The following is a 12,005-nucleotide window of genomic DNA, read 5'->3' as shown; positions in this document are numbered from 1 at the left end:
AGTCGAACGACGGATCGCCAGCACGCAGGGTCGGGTCAGGGAAGCGTGTTCAGCAGACGGTCGGTACTGAAACTGACGGGCGCTCTCGGGACGGTCGCAGCCTCCTCGCTCGGTGTCGGCAACGTCGCCGCCGCCGACAGCACGGCCGGGTTCGGCGAGGGCGGCTACGGGGCGGACGGCTACGGGACGGAGGAGACGACGTCCTCACTGGCCGTGACGACAGACGGGGCGACGGACGTCCAGACGACGTCGGCGACGCTCACCGGGTCGGTCACCGACCTCGGCGGCGCCGACTCCGTGGACGCCGCCTTCGAGTACCGGCCGGTCGGGGGGTCCTGGTCGACGACCGCATCGCAGTCGGTCACTGCCGCGGGGAGCGTCTCCCAGTCGGTCTCCGGACTGTCCAGCGGGATCGACTACGAGTTCCGCACGACGACACTCTCCTCGAGTGGTGAGTCGGCCGCCGGGACCACGGCGACGTTCACCACGGTCACGGAGACCACTGAGTCGCCGCCGGTCATCACCCGTTGCAACGTCTCCGAGGCCGGCCGGAAGGACCCACACGCGGCGGTCACGGTCAACTGGGAGGTCACGGACGTCGACGCCGACCTCGTCTCGGTGTCGCTTGCAGTCGCCGACAGCAGCGGGACCCCCCTCCGGAGCACCCCTGGACCTACGACGGCATCGCCGCGGCCTCGGACACCGACGAGTTCTGATTCGAGAAGGGCGGCGGCGTCGACTACCGGGTCAGCATCGCGGTGACCGACCAGGCCGGCAACACCGTCTCGGACCAGGCGACCGTCTCGGCCTGAGGTCGGCGACCGCGTCCGGGTGGCTATCCCAGCGGACGAAACCAGACCGCGGCCACCAGCACCGCGAGAAAGAGGTACGATCCGCGAATCAGGAGTTTCGTCGCCAGCGACGACTCGGCCCGCTGGGCGACGAGCACGACGGCACCGAACACCAGCGCGGCACCGGCGCTGCTCGGGGGTATCCCCGGAAGCGTCACCGTCAGCGCGACGACACCAGCGAGGGAAGTAGTCAGCAGGCCGAGCGCCAGGTGGCGGGCGTACCGCGGGCCGAGGACGACGGCGACGGTCCGCTTCTGGATGGACCGGTCGTAGTCGTGGTCTTTCTCGTCGTCGATTATCTTGATACCGGTCAACAGGACCAGGAAGACGGCGGCGAGTCCCAGCACGCGCGGCGAGAGCGAAGTCGCCTGGACGTAGTACCCGCCGACGAGCGCCAGCGCGATACCGGTCGGATACCCCACCGTCGCGCCGACGGTGTTGAGGTCGAGCTGTGGCGCGTGGGCGTAGCCGATGAGCCACGTCGGCGCTGTCAGGAGGGCCGCCCACGGGCCGACGGCCAGCGCGATGCCGGCCGTGCAGGCGGCGAATCCCGCTGTCGCCGCGGCGAGTGCGAGGCGACATCCCGTCACGGTCATCGGGTGGTCGTCGTCCTCGCCGCGGACGTGGAAGTCGACGTAGCCGTCCTTGACGTGGGCAGTGTAGACCGCGAAGAACATCGCCCCCGCGTGGAGCGCAGCGACCGGCAGGGAGAGACCGACTGCAAGCAAGCCACCGAACAGGGACGTCGCCAGCGGCGGGAGCATGAAGACCGGGTGGACCTGGGAGGCGAGGGCGCGCCCGGCAGAGAGCGGCCCCGTGTCGTGTCGGGCGACTGCCATACGACGATACACGGGCGCCGACGGCAAAAAGTCTCGTGCGTGCCGTTTCTTGCGAGGGGTCAGCGCCAGTTGCGCCGGTCGAGGACGAACTCGGAGATGTGCGAGGCGAGGTCGCGCCCCGCCTGTTCGGTCCGGGTGTGTAACGCCCCGGAGACGGCACCGGCCTCGCCGCCGACCCCTTCGGACTCCGAGATGGGGTCGGTGTCGGTGGGATAGGGTCTGCGCGCCCGGACGCGGTCACGAAGTGCCTGGACAGCCGCCGGTGTGAGTTCCCGGTCGAGATGCTGGAGGTCGTACCTGACGATGTAGCCGCGGGTGGCCACGCGGACGGCCAGAACCGGATGGCCCCGGTCCGCACAGCGGTCCCAGATGGCCCGATGTTCCGTCGCTGTCGTGTACACCGGTACGTTAGAGGGTGCGAGGTGATCCATCGGCCGGGTTAGGGGCCGGGTCCATATCCACCCTTCGGCGTCGCGTCAGCCAGGCTACCTGAGCGTGCTGTAACTCAGCACCGCGATGGCGACGAACTGGACGGTCCGGAGGACGAGGACGGCCTGCTGGACGTGCGGGTCGCCGGCGTAGAAGCTCTGCATCGAGAAGAAGAAGTACAGCGCGAGCGCGTTCTCGACCAGCATCGCGACGGCGAAGGTCAGCAACCCGCCGACCAGCCCCGAGCGGAACGTCGTGAAGTTGCGCACCCAGACCCCCACCAGCGGGAGCAAGAGGAGGACGTTCAACCCCGCGAGCGCCGCGGCGGCCGTGATGAGCGGCCCCATCGCCATCAGCGAGCCACCCCCGCGAAGCGTCGCTTGCCACCGTCGACGGCGTCGGTTCGCCCAGTCATTCGTCCATCTGCGCCACGATCTGTTCGAACGTGTCCCGGTAGTTGTCGAACCGGTCGGTCAGGAAGTACAGCTTCGCGTAGCTCTCGTCGCCGGATTCGACGACGTCGTGTTCCTCGAGCAGTTCCACGTGATGTCGAATCGTCTTGTAGCCCACGTCGAGTTCCTGGGCGAGTTCGTTGGCGTTCATCGGTCGCTCCGACAGCGCGTCGATGATGCGGGCTCTGTTCGCCCCGCCGCGCGTCGCCGTCAGGAGGTACCAGAGCGCCTTCTCCATCGCGCGTTCCCGTGTCTGTGTGCTCGTGCCCTGGTTATAGGCCTGACTCTCGCGGGCTGCGAACGGACTGCCGATGTGGTGTGTGGGCGACACGGAGCGCTCACCGGAGCGACACGTCGAAGACACATAACCGTTCTTCGCACTCTCTACCGAGGCTCTACCAAATTCAGGTCGGGCCAGCAGCGTCCGCGAGCGCCACCGGCAGGGCGACGCTCAGCGGACGGCCGCGGTCGCCTCGGCCATGACGTCGATGGCCGCCTCGAGTGACTCCATGTCCGTCGCGTAGGAGATCCGCGCGTACCCCGCACCGCGCTCGCCGAACGCGTCGCCGGGCACGACGACCACGCCGCGGTCGATGACCGCCTCGACCCACCCGTCGGGCACCTTCGGCATCGCGTAGAACGCGCCCTTCGGCGTCGGGCACTCCAGCCCCATCTCCGCGAGGCCCTCGAGCAGGACGTCCCGTCGTTCCTCGAAGGCCTCGCGCATCTCGCCGACGGCGTCCTGTGGGCCGGTGAGTGCGGCCTCCGCGGCGAACTGTGCCGGCGCCGACGCACATGCCTGGGCGTACTGGTGGACCCGCAGCATCCGCTCGATGCGGTCGTTCGGGCCGGTGACCCAGCCCAGTCGCCACCCGGTCATCGAGTAGGCCTTCGAGCAGGCGTTGACGACGACGACGTTGCCCTCCGTGCTGAACTCCGCCGGCGAGCGGTGCTCGCCCTCGAACACCTGGTGTTCGTACACCTCGTCGGAGATACACAGGACGTCGTGCTCGTCGGCGATGCGGGCGAACTCGCGCATGTCCTCGGGCGACTGGACCGCCCCCGTCGGGTTGGCCGGCGAGTTGACGACGAACGCCGCCGTGTCCTCGGTGATGGCGTCCTCGACAGTTTCCGGATCGAGCGTCAGGTCCTCGCGCAGCCCCACGGGCCTTGGTTCCCCGCCCGCGAGGTGGGTCAACGCCTCGTATGAGACGAACCCGGGGTCGGGAAAGACGACCGCCTGGCCCTGGTCGACGTGGGCCTCCAGGGCGATGTGGAGCGCCTCGCTCCCGCCCGAGGTGGCGATGACGTCTTCGGGGTCGACCTCAAGGTGGTTGTCCCGGGCGTGCTTCGCGGCGATGGCCTCCCGGAGCTCGAGCGTGCCCTTGTTCGACGTGTAGGCGTCGGCCTTCCCGGCCCGAATGGCCTCGACGGCCGCCTCGCGGGCGTGTTCCGGCGTGGGGAAGTCCGGTTGGCCCAGGCCGAGGTTGATGGCGTCCTCGCCCGCGGCCTCGAACACCTCGCGGATTCCGGAGATCGACACCTGCTCGACGCGGTGAGAGAATTCGGTCATCGTATACTGGGTGGGTGAGTGCTGGGCCGATAATTCTTCCCGTCCACGTCCGGGAGAGGCCGCCTCGGATCTGGGTATCCGGGGAGTTACCAACAGCCAGAAATTCCCCTCCCGCTCGACGGCTGCGACTCGCTGCGCGCTTCGCTCACTCCGTTCGCTGTAGTGCTGGCTTCGTCTCGCTCGTCGAGCGGTCGGCCCCTTTCGTTCCACCCGACAGCCACACCCTCCCCAGCCGATTCGCTCGGTCGCCGGCTCCCTCGCTCATCCCTCGCACAGTTCCGTCGCTCGACGGAGCGAGCGACAGCGCGCGCCAGGGTTCCTGGGTCAGTTCAGCGCACCAGCGACATCGCGATAGCCCCGCCCCCACCCACACTCATCCCCACCACGCCCCGGTCGTGGTCCTCGCGCTCCATCGCGTACAGCAGCGTCGTCGTCAGGATGCCCCCCGAGGCACCGATCGGGTGGCCCAGCGCCACCGCCCCGCCGAGCGGGTTGTGTGTCTCCGGTGGCAGACCGAGTTCCTCGGCGACGTAGACCATCTGTGCCGAGAAGGCCTCGTTGAGTTCGAAGTGGTCGACGTCCGCGACCGAGAGGTCGTTGGCCGCCAGGAGTGTCGAGACGGCATCACAGACGGCAAGCGAGAACTCCGCGGGGTCGCGATAGGCGACGGCATAGTCCTCTACGTGGGCCATCGGCCCCATTCCCGCCTCGTCGACCGTCTCGGCGTCGGCGAGCAACACCGCGCCGGCGCCGTCGGAGAGCTTCGAGGCGTTGCCAGCGGTGATGGTGCCGTCCTCGCCGAAGGCCGGCGGGAGGCGGGCGAGTTCCTCCACCGTCGTGTCCGGCCGGGGGCCCTCGTCCTCGGTGACGAGGTACTCGCCCGCCTCGACGGGGACGATCTCCTCGTCGAAGACGCCCGACTCGACGGCCTCGCTGGCCCGGTGGTTGCTCCGGCGGGCGTACTCGTCCTGTGCCTGCCGGCCGATGTCGAACCGGTCGGCGATGCGGTCGGTCAGGGTCCCCACGTGCGCGTCGTAGTGGGTGTCCCACAGCGAGTCGTGTATCATCGCGTCCACGAGCGTCGTGTTCCCGTGGCGGCGCCCGCCGCGCAGCTCGGGGACGAGGTAGGGCGCGTTCGACATCGACTCCATGCCGCCGGCGAGACACAGCGACGCGCGGCCGGCCTCGATCCGGTCGACGGCCGACGTGATGGCCCGCAGTCCCGACCCGGACGCCTCGTTGACGGTCGTCGCCGGTACGGCGTCGGGCAGCGGTGACTCGACGACGACCTGGCGCGCCGGGACCTGCCCCACCCCGGCCTGGACGGCGTTGCCCATCGCGACCCAGTCCACGAGGTCGTGGTCGACCCCGGTCCGGTCCAGCAACCCCTCGACTGCCGCGCGTCCCAGTTCGGTCGCGGACCGCTCGGAGAGCGCGCCCAGGAGCGACCCGTGTGCGGTTCGTGCCCCGTCGACGACGACCACGTCGGTCATACCAGTGACGTGACGCCGAGACTACAATACTGTTCGCCCCAGGTCACTCCGACCCGGTCGCTGCCCTGAGGTCGTCGATGGCGCTCTCGAGGCGCCGCAGCGTCGCGTCAGCGTCCGTGTAGCCGCGCTCGTACTCGTCGAAGGCGTCCTCGGCTGCACTGAAGAACGTCGCCAGGGCCTCGTCGGTCGAGTCCGCGTCGATGTCAGTCATGTATGGAGAGAGGCGTGGTGGCCTCGAAAAGGTTGCTCACTGGGTCACGTCGTAGTCGACGCCGGCGTCCCGGAGCGCGTCGGTGACGCGCCCGACGGCGTCACGCGTCGTCACGACGGCGGCATCGAGGCCGCGGGAGGCCGCGTCGGCGGCCACCTCGCCCGCCGCGAAGTACGTCGTCGGTTCGACCCCGGCGTCCCTGAGTGTGGCGACGGCTTCGACCCCCGCCGCAGTGACGATGGGGACGCCCTCGCAGGCGTCGGCGACCCCGGCGGCGTCCTCGACCGGGCCCGACCGGATGGGAGGGATCTGGACGACGGTGACGTGGCCCGGGTCGAGGTCGATGATCCCCTCGAACCCGGTGACGCCGACGACGTCGCCCGCCGCGGCGCTCGTGGTCGTCACGCCCGTCGCGCCGCCGTCGTCGCTGTCCGGGGCCGCGTGCAAGAGCCCCTCGGCGAGCGAGAGCGAGACGGTCTGGCCCTCGGTCAGGTCGGCCGACGCGATGGCGGCGTCCTCCTGGACGCTGCCCAGGACGTCCTCGGTCACCCGCTCGGTGAACCGGCGGAGGTCGGTGGCGGCCTGGAACACCCAGTCGACGCCCTCCTTGGTGACCCGATAGCGCGATCGGCCCTCCTTCTCGACGAAGCCGTCGTCGACCAGCTCGCGGATGTACTCGCTGACGGCCTGGCTGGTCACGCCGACGGCCTCCGCTATCTCGCCCTGGCTCACCGCGGGCTGGCGCTCGGCGATCTCGACGAGGACGCGAAAGCGCGTCGCCGCTCGCTTGTTCTCGAGGACGTCGACCATACTGGGTCCACGGGTGTGGGCGGTAAAAACTCCACCGACGGCGCGGGCGTCACGGCTTTGTGTGGCCGGCCCCGACCCGGAGGCGATGACGCCCACCTACGACGACCGGGCGGTCCTGCTCGGGGAGACGCTCGTGGTGGCCGACCTCCACCTCGGCCGCGGGACCGGTGGGTCCCTGGAACTCCCGGTCGGGTCGAGCGCCGACGTCGCCCGGCGGTTCGAGGCGCTGGTCGACCGGCACCGCCCGAGCGACGTCGTCGTGGCCGGCGACCTGCTGCACTCCTTCCAGACGATTCCCCGGACCGTCGAGGACGTGGTCGCCGGCCTCCGGGCGGCCTGTGTGGACGCCGGTGCCGACCTCGTCGTCACCCCCGGCAACCACGATACGATGCTCGATGCCGTCTGGGACGGCCCCGCGCCGCCGTCCTACCGCGTCGGCGACACCGTGGTCTGTCACGGCCACGAGGTCCCCGACGCCGAGGCCGACCGGTACGTCGTCGGCCACGACCACCCGACCATCACCATCGAGGGGCAGCGCCAGCCCTGTTACCTCGTCGGCAGCGACCAGCTGCGCGGCGCGACGGTCGTGATGCTCCCCTCGTTCAACACGCTCAACGCGGGCGTCGAGGTCAACCGGATGCGGGCCGAGGACTTCCAGTCGCCGCTCGTGACGGACGGCGACCGACTCGAACCCGTCGTCTGGGACGAGAGCGGCCGCGAGGCGCTCCGGTTCCCCGCCCTCGGGGAGTTCCGTGAGATGCTATAACGGTAGGTATTTCAGCCATCGCGGTGGACCGTCGAACATGGTCCAGACCACTGCCGCACTCGCGCTTATCGGAGTCACGCTCATCGCACTCCTGGCGCTGTACTACGCGACGATCAAGTACGTCTCCGCGGTCCTCCTCGACGACGAGAGCGAGGACCACGAGGGAAACCCGAATAGCGGCGGTCGACCCGTCTAGGCCGTCGCGCGTTCTGCGACCCGTCGCTATCGCACCAGGCCCGCAGCCACGCGGCCGCTCTCTAGGGCCCCCTGTATCGACGACCAGCGGGTGTAGTCCCCGGCCAGCACGACGTTACCGTCGGGCGCGTCGGGGGCGGGACGGCCGGCGCGGAACCCCGGCGGCTGGGCGAACTGGGCGAAGGGGACGCGGTCGGTCCGTCGCAGTTCCAGTCCGTCGAACCCCGCCGCGGGATACCACGACTGGAGTGTTTCCCGCACCCCGCTGGCCAGGTCGGCGTCGCTCTCGTCGGGCACGCCCAGGAACGTCGCGCTGTACAGCTCCATGCCCTCGGGCGCGTACTCGGGCGCGACGGCCGACATCGGGGCCACGGTGTTGGGCCGGTCGTCGGCGGCGTTGAGCACGATGCGCGTGCCGGTGTCGGGCGCCCGGTTCGTCGGCAGGGAGAAGTACTGCGTGACACAGCCAAGCCCCCCGGTCGGGATGGCGTCGACGCCGGTCAGGTCCCGCGCCGCCTGTGGGTCCGTCGCGACGACGCACCCGTCGACGACGAGCGTCTCGCCGCCGACCGTCACGGTGGTCTCGCCGAGGTCGTCGGCCCCGTCGACACCCGTCACCGCGCGCCCGGTCTCGATGGTCGCGCCGGCGGCCCGGGCCCGCCGGGCCAGCTGCTCGGGCATCGCCTGCATCCCCGCGGCCGGCACGAAGATCTCGCCCTCGCTCAGCATCTTGTAGGTGTACTCGAAGACGGCGCAGTCGGTCCCCAGCGAGCGATCGAGCGTGATGCCGCCGTAGAACGGGGCGGCGAATCGCTCGACGAACCGCGTCGAGAACCCGTAGTCGACCAGGTAGTCCTGAATCGTCGACCCGCCACCGTCGAGCAGCGTCTCGGGGTCCGCGCCGGCCAGCTCGCGCTGGAGCCGGAAGAGCCGCACTTTGTCGGCCGTGCTCACCTCGCGGTTGAACAGCGTCTCGACGGCCGCCGAGGGCACCCGGAGCGGGTCCGACAGCACCGAGCGGTGGTTCGGGCGGGCGATGGTCGCCCCGGGCGAGAACCGCCGCGGCGAGAGAGCGTTCACGTCCAGTTCCCGCTGGACCGCCGGGTACGCCGAGAACAGCACCTGGAACCCCCGGTCGTACGTGTAGCCGTCCTCGTGGGCCGTACGGACCCGGCCACCCACCTCGTCGCGTTCCTCGAACACGGTCACGTCGACACCGGCCTCGGCCAGGTGGCGGGCGGCGACCAGCCCCGCGAGCCCGCTCCCGACGACGGCGACTTCGGTCATGGGCGGGGCTTGGGCCGCACCCGTCAAGAGGGTGCTGGAGGAGACCGGACGACACTTGGTTCCCCCGCCCCGAGGACCGGACATGGAGACGACGGCGGCCTTCCGCGGCCTGCGATGCACCGAGTGCGGCGAGCGAAGCGACCCCGGGACCCGGCGCTGTCCGGCGTGTCAGGGCCTGCTGGTCGCCGACTACGACGTGCCGGCCCTCGACCCCGACGACCTGCCCCACGTGAGCGGGCCGGAGCGATACGAACCGCTGCTCCCGTTCCCGCGGGACGTGGCGGTGAGCCTCGACGAGGGGGCGACGCCGCTGGTCCCGGTGCCGGAACTCGCGGACGAGCTGGGCGTCGCCGCGGTCTACGTGAAAGACGAGGGCCGCAACCCCACCGGGTCGCTGGCCGACCGGAAGCTCTCGCTCGCCGTGACGGCGGCCACCCAGCGCGGGGCCGAGCGAGTCGCGACGCCGTCGACGGGCAACGGCGCCCAGGCCAGCGCCGCCTACGCCGCCCGCGCCGGCATCGACTCGAAGGGATTCGTCCCCTCGCGCTGTCCGTTCCTCAACAAGGCGATGGTCAACGTCCACGGCGGCGACATGCGCGTCGTCGAGGGGCGCTACGCCGACGCCGTCGACGCCTTCCGCGAGGCCGACGGCGACTGGACCCCCGTCGCCCCGGGCGACCCCTTCCGCGTCGAGGGGGCGAAGTCGGTCGCCCTCGAGGTGCTGGAGGCGCTGTCGTGGACTGCCCCGGACGCCGTCGTCCAGCCGACCGGCCACGGCGAGTCGCTCGTCGGCCTCCAGCGCGGGTTCGACGTGGCGGCCGAGAGCGGGCTGAGCGAGGCCGCCCCGCGCCTCTACGCCGCCCAGCCGGCCACCGCGGACGCCGTCGCCGGGGCGTGGGCTGACGGCCGGTCGGAGCCGGCGCGAATCGAGCACCCGGACACCATCGTCGGCCCGCTGGAGGTCCCGGAGCCCGCCGCCGGGGAGGCGGCGCTGGGCGCAATCGACGAGAGCGACGGTGGCGCCGTCGGCGTCGAGGACGAGGACACCCTCCGCGGCGCCGTCGACTGCTGTGAACTGGGGCCGGAGGTCGGCGCGACCGGCGGGACGGCCGTCGCCGGCGCCCGCACGCTCGCGGCGCGCGGTGCGTTCGACGCCGAGGACGTCGTGGTGCTCGTCAACCCCGTCGCCGGGAGCAAGGAGGCCGACCTCCTGCGCTCGCACCTGATGAGCCGCGGGCTCTGACTAGCAGTATTTACTTTCGCCGTATTCGGGTTGTAGAGCCAGAAATCCCCCGCGCTCTCAGCTGCCGGGACTCGCTGCGCTCCTCGTTCGTTGCCTCACTGCGGTGCTTGCGTCGCCGGGGTTCGCTGAGAGCGCAGCCCCTTTCATTCCCGCCCATGCCAACTGACCAGCGGGCTTGGGTGGGACTGGAAAGAGCGGCAGGCTGAACGACGTTCGCAAGAGCACAGCTCTTGCGCAGCCCAGCAGCAATCTCCGATTTCTGAGGACGGCGGCCGACGTAAGGACCGCAACGAACGTAGTGGGTTAGGACCGCATCGAGGCCTCCGAGTTCAGTCAGTCGGGGTTTTCCGGCTGGTTACGATCTTAATCTCTTGACGAAACACTGCGGGTAAAAGCCCCGAACAGTTTTGTGAGGTGGCTGTCAATTCGTCCCATCGAACCACTCGCCATCCATGTCCGCCAGCCCCCCACTCACCCTCCTGCTCGTCGCCTGTCTCGCCGTGACCGCCGGCTGTTCGTTCTTCGGCCCGAACCCGGACAGTTACACCAGCACCTACGAGTACAGCGTCGGCGTCGACGCCAACGAGACCCTCCGGAACGTGACCGTCCGCGTGCCACTGCCGCTCGTCGACGGTGAGTCCCCGGTCGACGCGGGTGAGGTCGCCCCGAACGGCACCTTCGCCGCGGACTTCGACTCCGGGGGCCAGGGGGCAGGCGAGACGTTCGACGCGTCGGTCGTCGAGACCGAGCGCGGACCGATGCTCGAGCTCACGACCGAGCGCTTGACCGTCGAGACTCGCTACTTCCGGTACGTGGAGGAAGACGGGCTGGGTCGCCAGGAGGAGATCTCCGAGGCGGAGTACGACCCCGAGAACCCGGACCACGCCAAACGGGACCGGCGGACCGTCGCGAGGACGATCTCGGTCGACGCGACCTACCCCATCGAGACGCGCGACCCGGTCGGCGTCTCGCCGACGCTCTACGGCGAGGGCGTCGCGCGCGACCTGACCGAGTGTACGCTCCCCTATCACGACGAGGCGGTCTGTTACAGGTACGACGCGCCGGTGTATCTCGACTACAAGACGAGCGACGACGCGCTGGTCGAGAGCACAGTGTCTGTCACGGGGGCCAACGAGTGGTTCACCGGCGGGTGGACGGGCAACGACTATCAGGACAGGGTCCACGCGCGGGCGACCGGGCCACAGGACGGGTGGATTACGGCGTCGGGGTACACCGAGACCGGCCGAGGGAACTACCCGTCGCCCGAGCCGTGACTACGACGCGTGCTGCTTGGCCGTCGTGTATGCCTCGCGGACGCGCTTGAATTCGGCCTCGTCGCCCCCGTGGTCCGGGTGGACCTCCTTGACGCGACGCCGGTAGGCCGACTTCACCTCGTCGATGGTGGCGGTCTGCTGGAGGCCCAGTTCGGCGAACGCCTGCACCGTCGGGTGGACCTGCGTCTTCGGGTCCGGCCCCAGGTCGACCTCCGGGACGTCGAAGGGGAGGCGCGCCCCCAGTTGCACGCCCGGCATCTCGTGTTCGACCAGCACCGGAATCGTCGGCGAGCGCTCGATGCGGTAGTACGCCCGGGCGTCGAACGTGATGGCGACGTCGCGTTCGGGCAGGTAGAAGGCGACGTGCTGGCCCTCGACGAAGTGGTTCTCGGCGAACTGCTCGTCGATCGCCCGCAGGTACTCGCGGAGCTCGGTCCGGCGCTTGGTCTCGCCGCCGTCGTACAGCTGTCGGGCCGGTCGCTCGGTCGGGAACAGGCGGTCTGCGGCCACGAAGACGACCGCGACGGCGAGGCTAAACCCACCCCCGAGCAGGAGTCCCATGGTCAGCCAGTCCGGCAGCGT

At 70.2% G+C, this 12,005-nt stretch carries 15 protein-coding genes; 5 read left to right on the top strand and 10 right to left on the bottom strand.

The window, feature by feature from the left end; all coding sequences use genetic code 11:
• Positions 1–45 precede the first annotated feature (45 nt).
• Complete coding sequence (locus P1K88_RS08120) at positions 46–762, top strand: hypothetical protein (protein WP_276413957.1); 717 nt, start codon at positions 46–48, stop codon at positions 760–762.
• Positions 763–835: 73 nt separating this feature from the next.
• Here P1K88_RS08120 and P1K88_RS08115 read toward each other — a convergent pair whose 3' ends face one another.
• The 8 genes from P1K88_RS08115 to P1K88_RS08080 form a co-directional block, all read right to left on the bottom strand.
• The gene (locus P1K88_RS08115) at positions 836–1,690 is read right to left on the bottom strand and encodes a UbiA family prenyltransferase (protein WP_276413956.1); all 855 of its coding nucleotides are present in this window, start codon (positions 1,688–1,690) and stop codon (positions 836–838) included.
• Between the two features lie 59 nt (positions 1,691–1,749).
• Positions 1,750–2,121, bottom strand: coding sequence for a hypothetical protein (locus P1K88_RS08110; RefSeq protein WP_276413955.1), 372 nt, complete (start codon positions 2,119–2,121; stop codon positions 1,750–1,752).
• A gap of 54 nt (positions 2,122–2,175) precedes the next feature.
• Complete coding sequence (locus P1K88_RS08105; RefSeq protein ID WP_276413954.1) at positions 2,176–2,472, bottom strand: DUF8036 family membrane protein; 297 nt, start codon at positions 2,470–2,472, stop codon at positions 2,176–2,178.
• A gap of 58 nt (positions 2,473–2,530) precedes the next feature.
• Positions 2,531–2,809: an ArsR/SmtB family transcription factor gene (locus tag P1K88_RS08100; RefSeq protein WP_276414131.1), complete on the bottom strand. Its 279-nt coding sequence runs from the start codon at positions 2,807–2,809 to the stop codon at positions 2,531–2,533.
• Between the two features lie 213 nt (positions 2,810–3,022).
• Positions 3,023–4,144, bottom strand: a complete 1,122-nt coding sequence (locus tag P1K88_RS08095; protein ID WP_276413953.1) for a pyridoxal phosphate-dependent aminotransferase — start codon at positions 4,142–4,144, stop codon at positions 3,023–3,025.
• A 329-nt stretch (positions 4,145–4,473) separates the two neighbouring features.
• The gene (locus P1K88_RS08090; protein ID WP_276413952.1) at positions 4,474–5,637 is read right to left on the bottom strand and encodes a thiolase family protein; all 1,164 of its coding nucleotides are present in this window, start codon (positions 5,635–5,637) and stop codon (positions 4,474–4,476) included.
• 43 nt (positions 5,638–5,680) lie between these two features.
• Positions 5,681–5,848 carry a hypothetical protein gene (locus tag P1K88_RS08085; RefSeq protein WP_276413951.1) on the bottom strand — a complete coding sequence of 56 codons (168 nt, stop codon included), beginning with the start codon at positions 5,846–5,848 and terminating at the stop codon, positions 5,681–5,683.
• Between the two features lie 36 nt (positions 5,849–5,884).
• Positions 5,885–6,658 (bottom strand): DUF7839 domain-containing protein, encoded by a 774-nt coding sequence (locus P1K88_RS08080; RefSeq protein ID WP_276413950.1) that lies wholly within the window; start codon positions 6,656–6,658, stop codon positions 5,885–5,887.
• A gap of 85 nt (positions 6,659–6,743) precedes the next feature.
• Here P1K88_RS08080 and P1K88_RS08075 point away from each other — a divergent pair, with 85 nt between their 5' ends.
• Both P1K88_RS08075 and P1K88_RS08070 read left to right on the top strand, forming a co-directional pair.
• Positions 6,744–7,424 (top strand): metallophosphoesterase, encoded by a 681-nt coding sequence (locus P1K88_RS08075; RefSeq protein ID WP_276414130.1) that lies wholly within the window; start codon positions 6,744–6,746, stop codon positions 7,422–7,424.
• Between the two features lie 37 nt (positions 7,425–7,461).
• The gene (locus P1K88_RS08070; RefSeq protein ID WP_276413949.1) at positions 7,462–7,620 is read left to right on the top strand and encodes a hypothetical protein; all 159 of its coding nucleotides are present in this window, start codon (positions 7,462–7,464) and stop codon (positions 7,618–7,620) included.
• 26 nt (positions 7,621–7,646) lie between these two features.
• Here P1K88_RS08070 and P1K88_RS08065 read toward each other — a convergent pair whose 3' ends face one another.
• Positions 7,647–8,906, bottom strand: coding sequence for an NAD(P)/FAD-dependent oxidoreductase (locus P1K88_RS08065; RefSeq protein ID WP_276413948.1), 1,260 nt, complete (start codon positions 8,904–8,906; stop codon positions 7,647–7,649).
• Positions 8,907–8,988: 82 nt separating this feature from the next.
• Between P1K88_RS08065 and P1K88_RS08060 the strand changes: the two genes are divergently transcribed.
• Together P1K88_RS08060 and P1K88_RS08055 are read left to right on the top strand one after the other, a co-directional pair.
• A complete protein-coding gene (locus tag P1K88_RS08060) occupies positions 8,989–10,149 on the top strand; it encodes a threonine synthase (RefSeq protein WP_276413947.1) in 1,161 nt (386 codons plus the stop codon).
• A gap of 452 nt (positions 10,150–10,601) precedes the next feature.
• The gene (locus P1K88_RS08055; RefSeq protein WP_276413946.1) at positions 10,602–11,423 is read left to right on the top strand and encodes a hypothetical protein; all 822 of its coding nucleotides are present in this window, start codon (positions 10,602–10,604) and stop codon (positions 11,421–11,423) included.
• Here P1K88_RS08055 and P1K88_RS08050 read toward each other — a convergent pair whose 3' ends face one another.
• On the bottom strand, positions 11,424–11,984 hold the full coding sequence (locus P1K88_RS08050; RefSeq protein ID WP_379689297.1) for a J domain-containing protein: 561 nt from the start codon (positions 11,982–11,984) through the stop codon (positions 11,424–11,426).
• Positions 11,985–12,005 lie beyond the last annotated feature (21 nt).

This window comes from Haloarcula halobia, assembly GCF_029338255.1.
Lineage (GTDB): Archaea > Halobacteriota > Halobacteria > Halobacteriales > Haloarculaceae > Haloarcula > Haloarcula halobia.
The sequence above is the reverse complement of the archived record's forward strand: the minus strand, read 5'-3'. Positions and strand labels throughout refer to the sequence as shown.

What these genes read in the sequence shown, in the direction of transcription:
- P1K88_RS08115 (WP_276413956.1), bottom strand. Translation starts at nt 1,690, where the DNA reads ATGGCAGTCGCCCGACACGACACGGGGCCGCTCTCTGCCGGGCGCGCC.
- P1K88_RS08110 (WP_276413955.1), bottom strand. Translation starts at nt 2,121, where the DNA reads ATGGATCACCTCGCACCCTCTAACGTACCGGTGTACACGACAGCGACG.
- P1K88_RS08105 (WP_276413954.1), bottom strand. Translation starts at nt 2,472, where the DNA reads ATGGCGATGGGGCCGCTCATCACGGCCGCCGCGGCGCTCGCGGGGTTG.
- P1K88_RS08100 (WP_276414131.1), bottom strand. Translation starts at nt 2,809, where the DNA reads ATGGAGAAGGCGCTCTGGTACCTCCTGACGGCGACGCGCGGCGGGGCG.
- P1K88_RS08095 (WP_276413953.1), bottom strand. Translation starts at nt 4,144, where the DNA reads ATGACCGAATTCTCTCACCGCGTCGAGCAGGTGTCGATCTCCGGAATC.
- P1K88_RS08090 (WP_276413952.1), bottom strand. Translation starts at nt 5,637, where the DNA reads ATGACCGACGTGGTCGTCGTCGACGGGGCACGAACCGCACACGGGTCG.
- P1K88_RS08085 (WP_276413951.1), bottom strand. Translation starts at nt 5,848, where the DNA reads ATGACTGACATCGACGCGGACTCGACCGACGAGGCCCTGGCGACGTTC.
- P1K88_RS08080 (WP_276413950.1), bottom strand. Translation starts at nt 6,658, where the DNA reads ATGGTCGACGTCCTCGAGAACAAGCGAGCGGCGACGCGCTTTCGCGTC.
- P1K88_RS08075 (WP_276414130.1), top strand. Translation starts at nt 6,744, where the DNA reads ATGACGCCCACCTACGACGACCGGGCGGTCCTGCTCGGGGAGACGCTC.
- P1K88_RS08070 (WP_276413949.1), top strand. Translation starts at nt 7,462, where the DNA reads ATGGTCCAGACCACTGCCGCACTCGCGCTTATCGGAGTCACGCTCATC.
- P1K88_RS08065 (WP_276413948.1), bottom strand. Translation starts at nt 8,906, where the DNA reads ATGACCGAAGTCGCCGTCGTCGGGAGCGGGCTCGCGGGGCTGGTCGCC.
- P1K88_RS08060 (WP_276413947.1), top strand. Translation starts at nt 8,989, where the DNA reads ATGGAGACGACGGCGGCCTTCCGCGGCCTGCGATGCACCGAGTGCGGC.
- P1K88_RS08055 (WP_276413946.1), top strand. Translation starts at nt 10,602, where the DNA reads ATGTCCGCCAGCCCCCCACTCACCCTCCTGCTCGTCGCCTGTCTCGCC.
- P1K88_RS08050 (WP_379689297.1), bottom strand. Translation starts at nt 11,984, where the DNA reads ATGGGACTCCTGCTCGGGGGTGGGTTTAGCCTCGCCGTCGCGGTCGTC.